The sequence below is a fragment of the Endozoicomonas sp. genome (assembly GCF_965196975.1).
GTDB lineage: Bacteria > Pseudomonadota > Gammaproteobacteria > Pseudomonadales > Endozoicomonadaceae > Endozoicomonas.
Genome location: NZ_OZ239981.1, coordinates 1,746,094 through 1,760,676, shown reverse-complemented (window position 1 = coordinate 1,760,676; position 14,583 = coordinate 1,746,094). Strand labels below are relative to the sequence as shown.

General features: G+C 44.8%; 14 protein-coding genes and 4 tRNA genes. 13 read left to right on the top strand and 5 right to left on the bottom strand.

All coding sequences use genetic code 11. The features are described 5' to 3' along the window. Nucleotides 1-386: 386 nt before the first annotated feature. The 10 genes from ACOCLE_RS07765 to ACOCLE_RS07720 all read left to right on the top strand — a co-directional run bounded on the left by ACOCLE_RS07765 (nucleotide 387) and on the right by ACOCLE_RS07720 (nucleotide 6,687). Nucleotides 387-1,136, top strand: a complete 750-nt coding sequence (locus ACOCLE_RS07765) for an electron transfer flavoprotein subunit beta/FixA family protein (protein WP_419536222.1) — start codon at nucleotides 387-389, stop codon at nucleotides 1,134-1,136. Beyond that, entirely contained in the window at nucleotides 1,136-2,065 is a 930-nt protein-coding gene (locus tag ACOCLE_RS07760; protein ID WP_419536221.1) for an electron transfer flavoprotein subunit alpha/FixB family protein, read from the top strand. The genes ACOCLE_RS07765 and ACOCLE_RS07760 overlap by 1 nt, the downstream gene beginning before the upstream one ends. A gap of 191 nt (nucleotides 2,066-2,256) precedes the next feature. Further along, nucleotides 2,257-2,898, top strand: a complete 642-nt coding sequence (gene uvrY / locus ACOCLE_RS07755) for a UvrY/SirA/GacA family response regulator transcription factor (protein ID WP_419536220.1) — start codon at nucleotides 2,257-2,259, stop codon at nucleotides 2,896-2,898. 129 nt (nucleotides 2,899-3,027) lie between these two features. Next, on the top strand, nucleotides 3,028-4,872 hold the full coding sequence (gene uvrC, locus ACOCLE_RS07750; protein WP_419536219.1) for an excinuclease ABC subunit UvrC: 1,845 nt from the start codon (nucleotides 3,028-3,030) through the stop codon (nucleotides 4,870-4,872). A 65-nt stretch (nucleotides 4,873-4,937) separates the two neighbouring features. Beyond that, entirely contained in the window at nucleotides 4,938-5,501 is a 564-nt protein-coding gene (gene pgsA / locus ACOCLE_RS07745) for a CDP-diacylglycerol--glycerol-3-phosphate 3-phosphatidyltransferase (RefSeq protein WP_419537174.1), read from the top strand. A gap of 99 nt (nucleotides 5,502-5,600) precedes the next feature. Beyond that, nucleotides 5,601-5,676, top strand: a tRNA-Gly gene (locus tag ACOCLE_RS07740). A 6-nt stretch (nucleotides 5,677-5,682) separates the two neighbouring features. Then, a tRNA-Cys gene (locus ACOCLE_RS07735) sits at nucleotides 5,683-5,756 on the top strand. Nucleotides 5,757-5,817: 61 nt separating this feature from the next. After that, nucleotides 5,818-5,904 (top strand) — tRNA-Leu (locus ACOCLE_RS07730). Nucleotides 5,905-5,936: 32 nt separating this feature from the next. After that, nucleotides 5,937-6,010, top strand: a tRNA-Cys gene (locus ACOCLE_RS07725). Between the two features lie 200 nt (nucleotides 6,011-6,210). Further along, on the top strand, nucleotides 6,211-6,687 hold the full coding sequence (locus tag ACOCLE_RS07720; protein WP_419536218.1) for a nuclear transport factor 2 family protein: 477 nt from the start codon (nucleotides 6,211-6,213) through the stop codon (nucleotides 6,685-6,687). A gap of 74 nt (nucleotides 6,688-6,761) precedes the next feature. Here the strand turns inward: ACOCLE_RS07720 and ACOCLE_RS07715 are convergent, their stop codons facing one another. From ACOCLE_RS07715 to ACOCLE_RS07695, 5 genes are all read right to left on the bottom strand, one after another. After that, nucleotides 6,762-7,784 (bottom strand): protein DA1, encoded by a 1,023-nt coding sequence (locus ACOCLE_RS07715; RefSeq protein WP_419536217.1) that lies wholly within the window; start codon nucleotides 7,782-7,784, stop codon nucleotides 6,762-6,764. A gap of 106 nt (nucleotides 7,785-7,890) precedes the next feature. Continuing rightward, nucleotides 7,891-9,003 (bottom strand): tyrosine-type recombinase/integrase, encoded by a 1,113-nt coding sequence (locus ACOCLE_RS07710; RefSeq protein WP_419536216.1) that lies wholly within the window; start codon nucleotides 9,001-9,003, stop codon nucleotides 7,891-7,893. Continuing rightward, nucleotides 9,000-10,073: a hypothetical protein gene (locus ACOCLE_RS07705; protein ID WP_419536215.1), complete on the bottom strand. Its 1,074-nt coding sequence runs from the start codon at nucleotides 10,071-10,073 to the stop codon at nucleotides 9,000-9,002. The genes ACOCLE_RS07710 and ACOCLE_RS07705 overlap by 4 nt, the downstream gene beginning before the upstream one ends. Before the next feature lie 352 nt (nucleotides 10,074-10,425). Then, a complete protein-coding gene (locus ACOCLE_RS07700; protein WP_020583484.1) occupies nucleotides 10,426-10,755 on the bottom strand; it encodes a MarR family winged helix-turn-helix transcriptional regulator in 330 nt (109 codons plus the stop codon). Between the two features lie 615 nt (nucleotides 10,756-11,370). Continuing rightward, nucleotides 11,371-11,733 carry a hypothetical protein gene (locus ACOCLE_RS07695; protein WP_419536214.1) on the bottom strand — a complete coding sequence of 121 codons (363 nt, stop codon included), beginning with the start codon at nucleotides 11,731-11,733 and terminating at the stop codon, nucleotides 11,371-11,373. Nucleotides 11,734-11,926: 193 nt separating this feature from the next. Here ACOCLE_RS07695 and ACOCLE_RS07690 point away from each other — a divergent pair, with 193 nt between their 5' ends. The 3 genes from ACOCLE_RS07690 (at nucleotide 11,927) to ACOCLE_RS07680 (ending at nucleotide 14,581) form a co-directional block, all read left to right on the top strand. Next, a complete protein-coding gene (locus ACOCLE_RS07690) occupies nucleotides 11,927-12,385 on the top strand; it encodes a hypothetical protein (protein ID WP_419536213.1) in 459 nt (152 codons plus the stop codon). Beyond that, a complete protein-coding gene (locus tag ACOCLE_RS07685; RefSeq protein WP_419536194.1) occupies nucleotides 12,382-12,600 on the top strand; it encodes a hypothetical protein in 219 nt (72 codons plus the stop codon). Before ACOCLE_RS07690 ends, ACOCLE_RS07685 begins: the two co-directional genes overlap by 4 nt. Before the next feature lie 241 nt (nucleotides 12,601-12,841). Further along, the gene (locus ACOCLE_RS07680) at nucleotides 12,842-14,581 is read left to right on the top strand and encodes a replication endonuclease (protein ID WP_419536212.1); all 1,740 of its coding nucleotides are present in this window, start codon (nucleotides 12,842-12,844) and stop codon (nucleotides 14,579-14,581) included. Nucleotides 14,582-14,583: the final 2 nt, after the last annotated feature.

Sequence of the window (14,583 nt, the reverse complement as noted above, 5' to 3'; positions counted from 1 at the left end):
ACTGTTTGAATTTGCTTGGCATTATACTCAGTGTTTCCCTGAATGGACAACACGTCATTAGTTATTAATACCTACGCACAGAAAATTTACGACTGCTAGGCAGCTGCTATCTTGTTCACACCACCTTCCTGCAGCCAGCAGAAATAGGTGTATTCCAAGTAGAGCATAGTAACAGACATGTGTCTTAAAGGAGATCGTTTGTATGAACTAGTTGGAACATACGTTTGAACCCTTATTGACGTGCTGGTAGACTGCGCTTGCGCAGATGTGTGAACACAGGTTGCTGAATGATAATAAAATCTGTCTGGTTCCCAAAAACCGGTTGTTCGTTATCTGTTCGATAATTCAAGATCAAGCCAATAACGAGAAGGGAAGGCTGCGAACTCATGAAAATATTAGTAGCCGTCAAAAGAGTCATTGACTATAACGTCAAGGTTCGAGTGAAGGCGGATAACACTGACGTCGACCTCACCAACGTCAAAATGGCAATCAACCCTTTCTGTGAAATTGCTGTTGAAGAAGCAGTAAGACTCAAAGAGAAAGGTGTCGCTACAGAAATCGTTGCAGTATCCCTTGGTGCCAAAGAGTGCCAGGAGCAGATACGAACAGCGCTGGCTCTTGGTGCAGACCGAGGTATTCAGGTTCAGACTGACCAACCCCTGGGTTCTCTGGCAGTTGCCAAGCTGCTAAAAGCCATTGTGGATGAAGAGAAGCCTGACCTTGTTCTTCTGGGTAAACAATCCATTGACAGTGACAACGGCCAGACTGGTCAGATGCTTGCTGCACTTGCTGGCATGTCTCAGGCAACTTATGCCTCAGAAGTCAATGTTGAGGGTGATAACGTTAATGTTACCCGTGAAGTGGATGGTGGTTTGCAGACATTAAGTCTAAAGCTCCCTGCAGTGATTACGACGGATCTGCGTCTTAACGAGCCACGCTATGCATCACTGCCCAATATTATGAAAGCCAAGCGTAAGCCTCTGGATGTTAAATCCCCAGAAGATCTGGGCGTAGCAGTGTCGTCTACTTTAACCACCATAAAAGTAGAGCCACCTGCGGAGCGACAGGCAGGTATCAAGGTGGCCAGCGTGGATGAGCTGGTAGAAAAATTAAAAAATGAGGCAAAGGTGATCTAATGGCCATACTAGTCGTTGCTGATCATGATAACAGCACTCTCGGAGCGGGAACTCTGAATACAGTAGCGGCTGCTACTGCGATCGGAGGAGAGATTCACCTGCTGGTTGCAGGTTCCGGGTGCAGTGCCGTTGCAGAGCAGGCTTCTGCAGTATCAGGGGTTTCAAAAGTTCTGTTAGCTGAAAATCCGGCACTGGAACACAGACTGGCTGAAAATGTGAGCTTGCTGGTCGCTGAGCTGGGAAAAGAGTATTCCCACATATTGGCTTCAACTTCAACGGATGCTAGAAACATGATGCCTCGTGTGGCCGCGATGCTTGATGTTGACCAGGTGTCAGACATTATCCGTGTTGAGAGCGAGGATACATTTGCTCGTCCTATTTATGCCGGTAATGCCATTGCTACGGTTCAATCCAGTGCTTCAATCAAAGTGATTACCGTTCGGGGCACAGGTTTTGACCCAGTTTCTCCTGAAGGTGGCTCTGCAACTGTTGAAACGGTTGCCAGTAGTCATGATGCGGGGATATCCAGTTTTGTCAGCGAGGAACTGGCTCAGTCTGACCGCCCAGAGCTGACAGCTGCCGATATTATCGTTTCTGGTGGCCGTGGCATGGGTAACGGTGAAAACTTCGAGCTGCTTTATAAGGTTGCAGATAAGCTGGGTGCAGCAGTTGGTGCTTCACGAGCTGCCGTTGATGCCGGTTATGTACCCAATGATATGCAGGTCGGTCAAACCGGTAAGATAGTAGCTCCTAACCTGTATGTTGCTGTCGGTATTTCTGGTGCTATTCAACACCTGGCTGGAATGAAGGACAGTAAAGTCATTGTTGCTATCAACAAAGATGAGGAAGCTCCTATATTCCAGGTTGCGGACTATGGCCTCGTAGCTGACCTGTTTGAAGCGGTTCCAGAGCTCGAAGGCAAACTCTGACCTAAAGAGACAGCGCCTGCTTAATGACAACGAGATACCACTTCCACGTGAAGTGGTTTTTTTTACGCCACAAAATAATGAGTTATTATTTACCCGTCTTCTGTCTTTTTTTTCATTTGGGGTTTCATGATTCATTAACTCTGTGCATAATCGTTCACAGTAAAACAATAAGAAACGTACCGGAGTAGATTGTGATACGAGTTCTGGTTGCGGATGATCATGATTTAGTGAGAACTGGAATCTCACGCATGTTGGCCGATGTGGATGGCATTGAGATTGTTGCTCAGGCTGTCAGCGGAGAAGAGGCCATTAATCTCTATCGTGAACATACTCCTGACGTTACATTGATGGATGTCAGAATGCCGGGCATCGGCGGTCTTGAAGCGACCCGGAAAATTTGTCAGATCAATCCTCACGCCAAAGTCATTGCTGTAACCGTCTGCATGGATGACCCATTTCCAACTAAGCTGATAGAAGCAGGAGCTTCTGGCTATGTCACCAAAAGTTCAAACATTACTGAAATGGTGACTGCTATTCGAACCGTCTTTACAGGGAAAAAATACATTTCCCCGGAAATTGCCCAGCAAATGGCATTGAAAGCCATTGAGCCTGATAGCGCTTCACCATTCAGCCAGCTCTCTCATCGGGAAATGCAAATAGCCTTGATGATTGTGAATTGTGAAAAAGTGCAGACAATATCGGACAAGCTCTGTCTCAGCCCCAAAACTGTAAACAGTTATCGCTACCGGATGTTCGAAAAACTGAATATCAACAGCGATGTTGAGCTGACACACCTTGCTATCCGGCATGATTTGATTGATACCGTTCAGTGATCTGCTGATTTTTAAAGGCTCATATGAGCCTCCCTTCATTTGTTTATTGCATTCATCATTGTTGTTCGTTTCTATTGCCATCAGCAGATATAATATTTTTACGACTAAATTGATCGCATTTGGTGGTACATGGCGGGCAGTGAAGAGAGTAATGAATTTGATCATAAGGCGTTTCTGGAAAAGGTTTCAACTCGACCGGGCGTCTATGACATGCGAGATCAGAAAGGTAAAACGCTTTATATTGGTAAAGCGAAAAACCTGAAAAACCGCCTGTCCAGCTACTTCAGAGCGACAGGCCTTACTACCAAAACCATGGCATTGGTGAGTAAGATTGCCGATATACAACTCACCATTACTCATACTGAAACTGAGGCCCTTCTGCTGGAGCAAAACCTCATTAAAGACAGGAGGCCTCCTTACAACATATTGCTGCGAGACGACAAGTCATATCCCTATATCTATATTTCTGGGGATGATGAATTCCCTAGAATGGATTCATGCCGCGGGCGAAAACGGCAGAAAGGCCATTATTATGGACCTTACCCAAGTAGCGGAGCTGTTAGAGAAAGTCTTCACCTTCTGCAGAAGATATTTAAAATACGCCAGTGTACTAATACCTATTTTAGAAACCGAACCAGACCTTGTCTCCAATATCAAATCAATCGCTGCAAGGCTCCTTGTGTTGGCCTGGTCTCAAAAGAAGAATATCTTCAGGATCTTGAGGACACACGACAATTCCTTGCAGGCAAAGACCAGCAGTTAATCCGCTCCTTGATAAAACGCATGGAGCTTGCTGCTGAATCACTGGATTTTGAGGAAGCGGCAGCAACAAGAGACAAAATCAACCATCTTAGGGCCGTTCAGGAGCAGCAGACGGTGACCAAGTCGGCTGGTGATATTGATGTGATTGGGTTTGCTCACATTGCCGGAAATACCTGTTTTGATGTTCTTTTTGTTCGTGCGGGGAGGGTACTGGGTCACAAGTATTATTTTCCTGATTTCAAGCTGGAAGCAGGGCAGGCTGATTATCTCGAAGATTTTATGGCTCAGTTCTATGTCAGACTGTTTGGCAGTCGTGATCTTCCCGAGGAGATCGTCGTTCCTTTTGAGCTATCTGGTGCTGAAACGATAGAGAATGCCATCAAATCCGTTTCCGGCAAGAGAGTCAAAATTAAGAGCAAGGTTCGCTCGGAACGACATGACTGGCTCAATCTGGCCAACAAAAATGCACTGCAAAATCTTGAGAGTTATCTGGCCAGTAAAAGTCATCTGAACCAAAGATACCTCCAACTTAAGGACTTATTGAGGATTGATAAACCTATTTTGCGTATGGAATGCTTCGATATCAGTCATACAATGGGGGAAGCTACCGTCGCATCCTGTGTGGTATTTGGCACAGAGGGGCCAATGAACAGTGAATACAGACGCTATAACATAACCGGGATAGAGCCCGGTGATGATTATGCCGCTATGGCGATTGCTCTTGATAAGCGCTACAAAAAGCTTGCCGAGACAAACAAAGGGGAGGGGGCAGAGCCAGACCTTATCATTATTGATGGAGGAAAAGGGCAGCTAGGAAAAGCCTCTGAAGTGATTAATGCTCTCAACCTCGAGATTCCATTACTTGGTGTCGCAAAGGGAGTGACTCGGAAGCCAGGACTTGAAACACTGATTTACAATGGCCAGGAGCTTAACCCTGAAGGCGCAGAAGCAGCGTTATTATTGATCCAGCAGATCAGGGATGAGGCACACCGTTTTGCCATCACTGGTCATAGACAGCGCAGACAAAAGGCAAGAAATCGCTCTGTCTTGGAAGATATTCCGGGTATTGGCAGCAAAAGACGATCCGCACTACTAAAGTTCTTTGGCGGTCGTGAGGGCGTGAGCAATGCAACCGTTGAGGAAATAAAGAAAGTCGAAGGCATTAGCCTGAGGCTGGCGCAGCAAATACACGATTATTTGCATAATGACTAGCACCGGGGGGCAGTACTGTGTACCGTATGCCCCTTAGAACTCCCTGCTTTGATTTCTGGCTTTATATGAACATCCCGAATTTTCTAACACTAACACGAATTGTTCTGGTTCCATTTCTCGTCATCATTTTTTATCTCCCATTTGAGTGGAGCTATCTTGCCTGTGCGGGTATTTTCGCCTTTGCTGCCGCGACTGACTGGTTTGACGGTTATCTCGCTCGTAGACTCAATCAGACGACCCCTTTTGGTGCATTTTTTGACCCGGTGGCAGACAAAATAATGGTTGCAACTGCGCTTTGCCTGTTGATTGATGAATTTCGAGCATTCTGGGTAACCGTACCTGCATTAATTATTATTGGCCGTGAGATCGTAATCTCTGCTCTTAGAGAATGGATGGCTGAACTGGGCAAGCGTACAAGTGTGGCGGTCAGTATGATTGGCAAGGCTAAAACCATGGCTCAAATGGCAGCAATTACTTTACTGCTACTATCTCCTGTGCCCGTGGACTCCTGGATTGGTTTTCTCGGTATTCTCCTGCTGTACTTGTCAGCCATTCTGACACTATGGTCTATGTATATTTACCTCAAGGCTGCCTGGCCAGACCTTTCTCCATTCAACAAGCCTGACTGATGTGACGGAAAGCGGTTGACATCAAAACAAAAAAACCTACAATACGCTTCGTGTTCGGGCGCTGACAGGCAGTTAGCCCAAGTCGTCTAGCACGAGATTGCGGGAATAGCTCAGTTGGTAGAGCGCAACCTTGCCAAGGTTGAGGTCGCGAGTTCGAACCTCGTTTCCCGCTCCAAATTCTGGCGAGTTAGCAAAGCGGTTATGCAGTGGACTGCAACTCCATTTAGACCGGTTCGACTCCGGTACTCGCCTCCAGAATAAAATTGCAGGCAAAAGCCTGTTTTTTTATGACTTGAATCTGTAGTATTCAAGTTATGCCCGAGTGGTGAAATTGGTAGACACAAGGGACTTAAAATCCCTCGATCGCAAGATCGTGCCGGTTCGAGTCCGGCCTCGGGCACCATCCTTTAAATTGAACTGTTTATCTAAAAACAGGGCGAGTTAGCAAAGCGGTTATGCAGTGGACTGCAACTCCATTTAGACCGGTTCGACTCCGGTACTCGCCTCCATTTTTTATAATCCTGCCTTTACAACTCAATCACCATCCCGTAGAAATGTCAGCCTCTAAAGACTAATTTGATCGTTACCATCGGTTTGGCATTCTGGTCATTGCAAGTCGCAATAAGGTAGAATGCTATCTGCGAAAAACAGGTTAATACCTATTGCTTGCACTAATTGTTTCGACACCAGTCAATAAAGGAAAATAATAATGCTTGACCTGGTTGCAATAGAAGAAATAAAACAGCTGAAGTCGCGTTATTTTCGCTTCCTGGATACCGCAGATATTGACGGACTAAAGACCGTTTTTACCGAGAACGCAGGGATACACTACAGAAGCCCCAGTTATGAATTTAAAAAAAATGGCTGGAATGAACTGGCCGATTTCTTCCTTGAATGTTTTACTAAAACTAAGTTTGGAATTCATACAGGACATCACCCGGAAATCTCTGTGGATGGCGATCGAGCCAGAGGAATCTGGTACCTTCATGATAAATTTGTGAACTTGGATGAAGGCATCACCTTTGAAGGGAGTGCTATCTATCAAGACCGGTATACTCGCGAAAATGGCGAATGGAAGATCTCTTTTTCAGAATATGATCGCCTTTTTGAGGAGGTTACCAAGCGAAATGAAAATATGATTATTACATCCAGGCCTATTAATAAAAAAATAAATATTGACTCATAAGTCGTATTGAGCTTTGCCGCTTAAAGTAGTGGAGTGCATATTGATGAGCTCCACTCAGTTTTTCTCTCTGAGTATTAGCCATAGAAGAAAAACGAGCTAAGCCGGTTCGGAAATTTTTTCTTTTCCTTGATGAATTCAAGTAGTGACTTTAAAGGCATATAATTCAGAGAATCTCTGGCCTCCCTGAATCCTTCGCCATAAATTGGATCCGGGCTGAGCTCTATTTGCTTGCGTCGATATTCCGCATCTTTGGTGTCAAGGTTTTTCAACCAAATATACTCCATGAGAACACACATGCCTTCTTCAACTTTTAATGGAAGATTTTCGAAGTAATTGTAAAAAAACCAGGCATGGGTGAGCTCATGAATCATTACTGTACGGAAATGCTCTTCTGGTAAGTTGATCTGGATTAAAATGCAGTCAAAGTTCCTTGCCAGTAATCGCCCTTTCTGGTGAGTTGTGGTGGTTCGAGTCACACCTAAAATAGGGTGATTATCATGAAAATTATGGTGACTGGCTCCATTGAGCTCATCTCTACCGCAGAGCCTAACTGGTGTTTGAGTGGAGTTAAGCTTCAATCCAACAGATGCCAATGCAGAACGCATTTCTTCAGATATTTTATCAGCTCTCTCTTGCGATGAAATACCATTCAGGCTGCATAAGTTGCATATCACAACCCCATCAGGGTACTGCATGCCACCATCCGTCAGATTGTCACAAACCAGTCTACCGCAGCTAGAGCACTCGGGGTGTCCTGAATGATTATTGCAAAATGAATTCCCCCAAAAATCGACAAAGTAATTTGCAGTTAATGGATTAAGGCAGACCGAACAGAGTGGCGCTGTCTGTTTTTCTGCGCATGCAGGATGCCAGGGCATCTCCTCATATTCAACATAACTTCCTCTTATAGGCTTTCTGCAACCCGGGCATTTCAAGCAGTCTGGATGAAATGCCTGGTTCCTGAAAACAACAAACGACTCACCGGCAAACGCTTCCTTACAGCCTTTACACCTAAAGCAGCTCTCATGCCATCTTGCTCCCATGGCTTTAACATAGCGCCCTTTAACAGCCTTTTTGCAACCTTGGCAACGGTTCATGATCTTCCCTGAAGTGTAAAAAATAAGACCCCATACCACTCTGTAATATTTCTCCTTTAACTGCGATCATAAACTTTCATGGGTACAAGGCCTTCTTTTTGATTTATCAGATATGATGATCGGCGGCCATCATTTTCAATCGAGCAGCCTCAGCATGGTAGTACTGACTTGTTGTATTAATCGAGTCATGGCCGGCAAAAATGGCAAGATCCTCAATATCCATTTTTTGGGCCAGATGTGTAAGTGCGGTATGGCGAACTGCATGAAAAGGTAGGCACTGCAGGCGATCCCTCATAGCTGGTTCAGCTTTTTCTTGGCAATATGTCATAAACGACTTCCACCAGTACCTGAGCCCACGGGAGGATAAAGTATCGATAGTGTTGCCTACCTTTCGTACCTTTGGGGCCAGGGGAAAATTATCACCGTAAAGGCCTGAGTATCCCAACGTTTGTCGATACTGAATGATCTTCTCCTGAATATTAGCATTTATCGGGATTTTTCTTCTTTTTCTCCCTTTTCCAAGAACATTTAAGTAGTAACCATTATCATTGTCAGGATGGATATCAGAACAACTGTGCCCAGTGAGCTCTGACTCTCTTAGCGCTAGCCCATAGCTTAATGAAAATATATATCGGGTTCTATTGGCTTCCAAACGTTCTTTCTTTGTGTCGCAAGGTAAATTGTCTAGGCATTCCCTGAGAAAAAGCCATTCATTCTCATAAAAATAGCGAATAATTGAATTACCTCTGGCAATTTTTTCTCCTGAACGAACCAAGGAGGATGCTGGGTTACCCAAGATATAGCGATTTTTATCAAGAAAGGAGAAAAAAGATGAAATGACATCGATGATTTGATCGGTGCTTTTGCCTGGGCTGATAGCTGAGCGAAACATTACTCTGTCTGGTTGACCTGGAAGTATGCCTTTACTTAACCAATGGTTAGGTAAATTTTGAACAAAGTGGAGATAGCTCTGAAGGTGCTTTAGTCTGACGTCTTTGTAGCCAACCCCTAGCTCAATGTATAGAAAGGCTGTTAAACGGGTAATTTCACGCTCGTAGCGTCTAAGAGTTTCCTCGGACCGAGCACCCGATTTATTCAGGAACAAGGTCATGGCATCACCGTCATTTCGGGCCCCCATTAAGTTGTCGTGTCTGCCGCCCACTTCGATGAAATATTGAGGTAGCATTTTTAAGCTGGCAGGAAGGGCTGACTGGCTCATATTTTGGATACCTCAACATTTCCAGATAACGTTTTTTCCAAAGCCTCTGCAATACCTCGCGCTCTTTCAAGTTCAAGTTCTATTTCACTGAATCTACTGACTCTTTTCTCCATCTCAGACAGTCGCGCCTCAAGCTTTTCATTGGTACTTCTTTCTGCTTGATATTGTTGGTTAATGATTAGAGCATCTTTTGAGTCCCCTTGAAGAGCGCGAACACTTTTCAGGATATCTTTTTGTTCGCAATCAAGCAGAATTTCAAGCTGCTGAGATAGCTCAATCGTCTTCACTGCCTTTTGACTTTCCAGTGAAAGCTGGTTTCTTTCCTCGCAAGCTTGAATGTAAGCCTTTGATTTGATGTCAAGGCGGCCCTGAATATCAATATTTACCCTCGCTAACTCTTCCTGCTTTTCCCTCAGTTTTGCTATATTCTTTTCCAATCCCTGCTTGAGCCGACGTTCATCATCAACAACGCTTAGCCAATGGTTCAATTGTTCCTGGTGTCGCTGGTCCAATTGCTTCTCAAGATTATTCATTGACTGCTGGTGAGCCTGCTTCTGTTCTTTCAAAGTAGCTTTAAGGAATACCACCTGCTTTTGCTCTGACTGCAAAAGTGACTCTAAGTCGTGCTTCTGTAGCTCCTTGTCCTGAACCTCCATTTTCATGGAGTCTAATTCAGACTGCATTTGCTCATTTTGACGCACAAGATTGCTGTTCTTTTTTGTTAATTCGTCATTTTTATCGGTAATTAGCTTCAAGGTTGCCTTTAGTTCATCAATTTCCTGGTTTGCAGTCTCTTCAAAAGATCGCTGCTCTTCGGCCAGCTGATATTTCCATTTTGCGATCCCCCTTTTTAGCCCTGTTATCACTTCATCAGGGATCTCAAGGTTTTGCTCTTCTCCAAGAGTTCCTAGAAAGCGCCATTCGTTGTAATAGGGCAGCACGGTTTGCTTGCCCATTTTACCGATGCGCGCGACTTTGTCGGCATTAATTCTTTCCCCTCTCTCTTTAAGCTCATCAAGGATCCTAAATACGTGCTGTCTTCGCAAATTTTCCTGGTTGCCTTCATTCATCAATCTTAAACCCAAAAAATAGAACCAATAATACTGGTATTATAATACCAGTATTATTGGTATCAAGATATAATCAATTACTGCCGGTAACTGAACTTACCGGCAGTAATAGCCAGAATTTCATAGTATTCAGGCATACATAGCCTGACATACCAAGGTACAAAGAGGGGGAGGGGAGAGAAATGTCAACTAGCTACTAGGTAACCAGTTTATGAGTTCACAAAACTATCGAAGAGCAAGAAAGTGAATGGAGCGGGAAAACACAATATTAAAAGAGGTTAGGGCCCTGTGGAGTAACTTCGAACTGTACTCCAACAACTGGGCAGAGCCCCTAAGATGCAGACTAGGTTGCTCACTTCAGGTAACGAGCTTTCTGCTTGATTTTTTCAACCAGCTTTTTGCCTTTTGCAGTAAGAGTCAGCTTGAAATAGCGGCCATCATCTTCATGCTGTACCTTTTTAATAAGACCGAGACCAGGCCTGTCATGCCTTCCTTCACCTAGACGCTTAACACTCACAGCAATATCACTAGGGGTACCACAGGTAAGCTTTTCTGCATTAACAAGATCTGTGATGGTTTCACCAGGGTTTTCAGCAACCACAAGGAGAATTTGCCATTGGATAACGGTCAGCGGTTGTTCCTGCATTAGCTGGGTTAATTTAATAAGACCTTTCAAAGTCATTGGCAGTTACCTTTCTCTAGTTAGTTATGAGGTTTGTTGTGGACTAGTAGCGTCGTTTACTTTCCATGCTATTAGGCTTCAGCCTAGTCTGTACAACTGTTACGGCGACTGCTATACCAGAATAAATGTTAGACAGTTTTCTACTGTTATAGCAAGTTTCTGATCACAGTCGTTAAATATTTCGGCAATGGGTAACAAAACTGTTACGTTAAGAAACAGTCAATCAATTCCGATTCCATTCACTTTATAGATTCGCCCAGGTCTGCAGTTAGCTCAGGTAATTACGACTGAGGGTAGATAGGACACGATGACGTCTATTGATTAAGCCTCCTGAATTCATGAAGCATTGGACAACTAGTTTTTGAAAAAATTCTCTAAAAAATAACATTACGCATATATTGTCGTGAACAAACATCTTGACAGGTGTTTTTTTTCCTAAGAGATCGAAATAATCTCGACGATATTATTATTCGCATAATATATATTATTGTTAAATTAGAGACTTCTAATGCAACAAGAAAAGCCAGTAATAACAGGGGATTAGGGTGAGATCAGAAAAAAGAAGGCGTATAGACCAAATACGCCCGTAGAGAATCGTTTATATAACGAGGGGTTTTATAAGATAGGAGGGAAGTGAGAAAAAAACAAACATAAACAAGCGCTTATCGCTAAACCGGTAGTGGCGTATAGCTGTGCTGTCTCTGCAAACGATCTGGCAACGTCGTGTTCGCCGTCATTCTCGGCTTCTTCAGCCATTATATTGTAAGCAACCCAACTCAAGTCAGCGTCCAATAACCTTGCAACAGTAATCATTACGGAGGCTTTCTTAATAGTATCACCGGATAAATAACGGTCTATTGAGCGTCTATTTTCTCCCATGAGTTTGCAAAGGGCATAGGTAGATTGAAGGTTATGTTTGGCCTTTATCCTCAATAAAAGGTCTTTTGTGGTGACTATTTCAGCGGCTGGTTTATCCATTTTGCGACCAAGCTCAATTAATATTTTCTATTAATAGCTAGCTTAGAGGATAGGGGTATTTTGTAAATAGTAACTATTTGCCACCAGTGGCAAAATGTTACTATAGTTAAATCACCTGTTGCGAGGTTGGGAGGGTTGCTCCTCCCGTTTTACTTCCGCAACGACTCGCACATAAGACAGGTGATATAAGAACATGGATACCGCTCATAAAGTGGTCGCTCTGGACAGTGCCAGACAGCAAGAACCACAAAACACTTCAGACCTATTTGGTCAGGTGTGGCAAAAAGCCCAAGCCGACGCCATTGACTCCGACATTGAACAACAAGCTGATTTATTGAAAACCGTTCAATTGGCGTACAAGTCACTTCGAAAAGAAAAAGCCAAATTTATTGTTGCTCTGTTAAATCCCTTCTTTTTCCAACAAGCCTTAGAAAGCATCGAAGGCGCCCAAAAAGCCGTGTTGAATTACTGGGCGTTGGGTGATGGCTTGTTTTTCTATCGCCACTTTCTGGGCTGCCAGATTGGCAAATACGATCAGAAGATTCTGTTTAAAGATGAGCTAAGCGAAGGTGAGCTGTTGAACCTCGGTTTAAAACTGAATTCCTCCGTTAAGTGGGCGGAAACCGAACTGCAAGGAGCACGGGTTAAATGAAAAAACAAGCATCGCTTTTACTGTTATTGAAAATGGAATTAGCCCGCTTGGAGTCCACGGCTAAAAACGCTTACCAACAACAAAAAGAATACAGCCTGATGGGATTGGATTTGGATTCACCGTCCATGGCTTATGAAATTGGTTTGGAGAATGGCTGTAACGATGGGGTTAGCGTTCTTCGAGCTGCCATTCAATTAGTCGAGCATGAGGGTTAATAAAATGCCTCCCTTCATTATCAAGGACGATAAGAAACCCAAATCCCTAAAGCCCATGTATCGTTTCTCCCAATCCATTGTAGAAGTCATGGTGCTAGGTTACTTCCTAGGGGTGGCGATCAGTTCCGGAATGAATGGATTAGTTTGATCGATGAAAAACAAAAACGCGATTCAAGCAAATAATGATCTGCACCCCGAAGTCTATCAACAATACGTCTAGCCCCATCAGGGGTTCGAGGGGTTGATACTGGCGCATTACCAGAAAGTTAAAAAGCGTAAGGGCAGATCAGAAGCTATCCAGTTTTTAATTGCCACTCATAAAAAACTGAACTGGAATTTTCCGGGGCTTAAACTCTCCAGTAGTGACGATTGCTTAAAATCGGCGGCAAAGCTCAAGGCCGAATCCCTAGAGGAAAAGGTTAAATACGCAGTACAGGACAGCGATATTCTAACCCTGAAAAACCTAGCAGAAACCTACCTGAAAACCTACGGGCTCGAACTCCCGTTACCTAAGCGCGTACGGCGTGAACCTAGCAAAACCGAAATACTCCAGGCGATTGCCCAAGCCTGCAACCCGTCATGGTGGCGGCGGCAGCTTAGGGTCAAGCAGTCTAGGGAATTGGAGCAGTTTCTTAGGGAGTTGGGGCAGGTGTCCGCCGATCATGGCGGTTATGTATCCGGTCATACCCTGAAGCGTAGGGAAAAACAGCGGGTCAGGAATCGCGAAAACCTAGAGCTGATGGAAGCCGTTAACCAGTACGGCGAATCCTTTGTACTGGCAGAGTTGGCGGATAAGAACGTATCCAATCCAGCCATTAGAAGAAATGAGCTAATTGTCAGGACGAAAGGACTGCAGGAGCAGGCGGCGGCGCTAGAGTTTGTCGGCGTATTCATTACCCAGACAGCCCCCTCACGCTTTCATACCATGAAAAAACGCAGTGGTGGTTGTTATGCCAACCCTAGCTATGAGCTAGGTCTAACCCCTAGGGATGCACAGGCGCAAATGATGGGATGCTGGCAGCGTACCCGCGCCGAATGGGACAGGCAGGGCGTTCGGGTTTTCGGTTTCTGCATGGTCGAACCCCATCACGATGGAACGCCACACTGGCATTCAATTCTATTCGTTCATCCTGAACAGTTGCGCGATATGGTCAGGATTTATCGGGAATACGTCTGTGAAGAAAACCCCGAAGATTTAAAGCCAAGGATGGTTACTCATAAATACAAAGGCGGTTGGGCAAGTAATGGCAAGAAATCCAAGGTGGAATTAAAAACAGCCGGTATTCAGCCCCGTTTTGACTGGAAGCTCATGAGAGGGAAAGACGGTAAGCCAGGGGGCGCGGTTGAATACGTTTTGAAGTACATCTGCAAAAACCTTGATGGGGCAGGCATCAAGGGCGAGAAGAGCGACGAAACCGGCGGCAAGATTGCTGATTCAGTATTGCGGGTTGAAGCGTGGAAGGCGGTCTGGGGAATAAGACAGTTCCGCCAGGTCGGCGCGGCTCCGGTGGGGGTGTATCGGGAACTGCGAAAAATCAGTGAAGACGATTTCGACAATATACAGGACAGCCTTGCACCAGAAAGCAGGCTGCAAGAAAACGAGCAGAAGCAGGAACGAAGCGAGTTTTTAAGAATTCGAGAGGCAGCGGATAAGGGCGACTTTGGGAAGTATGTCGAATTGCAGGGCGGGGCAACACTCAGGAGGAAATATCAGAAGTATAAGAACTGGACAGTAAGAAAAAATACCAGCAACGAAACCGAAAACCGCATGCTGACCTTGTTCGGCCTGATTATGCAGGAAGGACAGAAGGTGGTTAAAGGCATTAAAGCCAGCGGTAAGAACGTCATGAGCCGTTTTTATGACTGGACGGTTCGCTTTAAAGAAGCCGCGACAGCGGCTAATCAAAAAGATGCGGGAACCGCATCGTCTTGGACTTGTGTAAATAACTGTACGGGGTCGATTCAGGCCGGGGCAGGGTAGGG

What these genes read in the sequence shown, in the direction of transcription:
- ACOCLE_RS07710 (WP_419536216.1), bottom strand. Translation starts at nt 9,003, where the DNA reads ATGAGCCAGTCAGCCCTTCCTGCCAGCTTAAAAATGCTACCTCAATAT.
- ACOCLE_RS07765 (WP_419536222.1), top strand. Translation starts at nt 387, where the DNA reads ATGAAAATATTAGTAGCCGTCAAAAGAGTCATTGACTATAACGTCAAG.
- ACOCLE_RS07700 (WP_020583484.1), bottom strand. Translation starts at nt 10,755, where the DNA reads ATGACTTTGAAAGGTCTTATTAAATTAACCCAGCTAATGCAGGAACAA.
- ACOCLE_RS07715 (WP_419536217.1), bottom strand. Translation starts at nt 7,784, where the DNA reads ATGAACCGTTGCCAAGGTTGCAAAAAGGCTGTTAAAGGGCGCTATGTT.
- ACOCLE_RS07695 (WP_419536214.1), bottom strand. Translation starts at nt 11,733, where the DNA reads ATGGATAAACCAGCCGCTGAAATAGTCACCACAAAAGACCTTTTATTG.
- ACOCLE_RS07760 (WP_419536221.1), top strand. Translation starts at nt 1,136, where the DNA reads ATGGCCATACTAGTCGTTGCTGATCATGATAACAGCACTCTCGGAGCG.
- uvrC (WP_419536219.1), top strand. Translation starts at nt 3,028, where the DNA reads ATGGCGGGCAGTGAAGAGAGTAATGAATTTGATCATAAGGCGTTTCTG.
- pgsA (WP_419537174.1), top strand. Translation starts at nt 4,938, where the DNA reads ATGAACATCCCGAATTTTCTAACACTAACACGAATTGTTCTGGTTCCA.
- ACOCLE_RS07690 (WP_419536213.1), top strand. Translation starts at nt 11,927, where the DNA reads ATGGATACCGCTCATAAAGTGGTCGCTCTGGACAGTGCCAGACAGCAA.
- ACOCLE_RS07705 (WP_419536215.1), bottom strand. Translation starts at nt 10,073, where the DNA reads ATGAATGAAGGCAACCAGGAAAATTTGCGAAGACAGCACGTATTTAGG.
- ACOCLE_RS07685 (WP_419536194.1), top strand. Translation starts at nt 12,382, where the DNA reads ATGAAAAAACAAGCATCGCTTTTACTGTTATTGAAAATGGAATTAGCC.
- ACOCLE_RS07720 (WP_419536218.1), top strand. Translation starts at nt 6,211, where the DNA reads ATGCTTGACCTGGTTGCAATAGAAGAAATAAAACAGCTGAAGTCGCGT.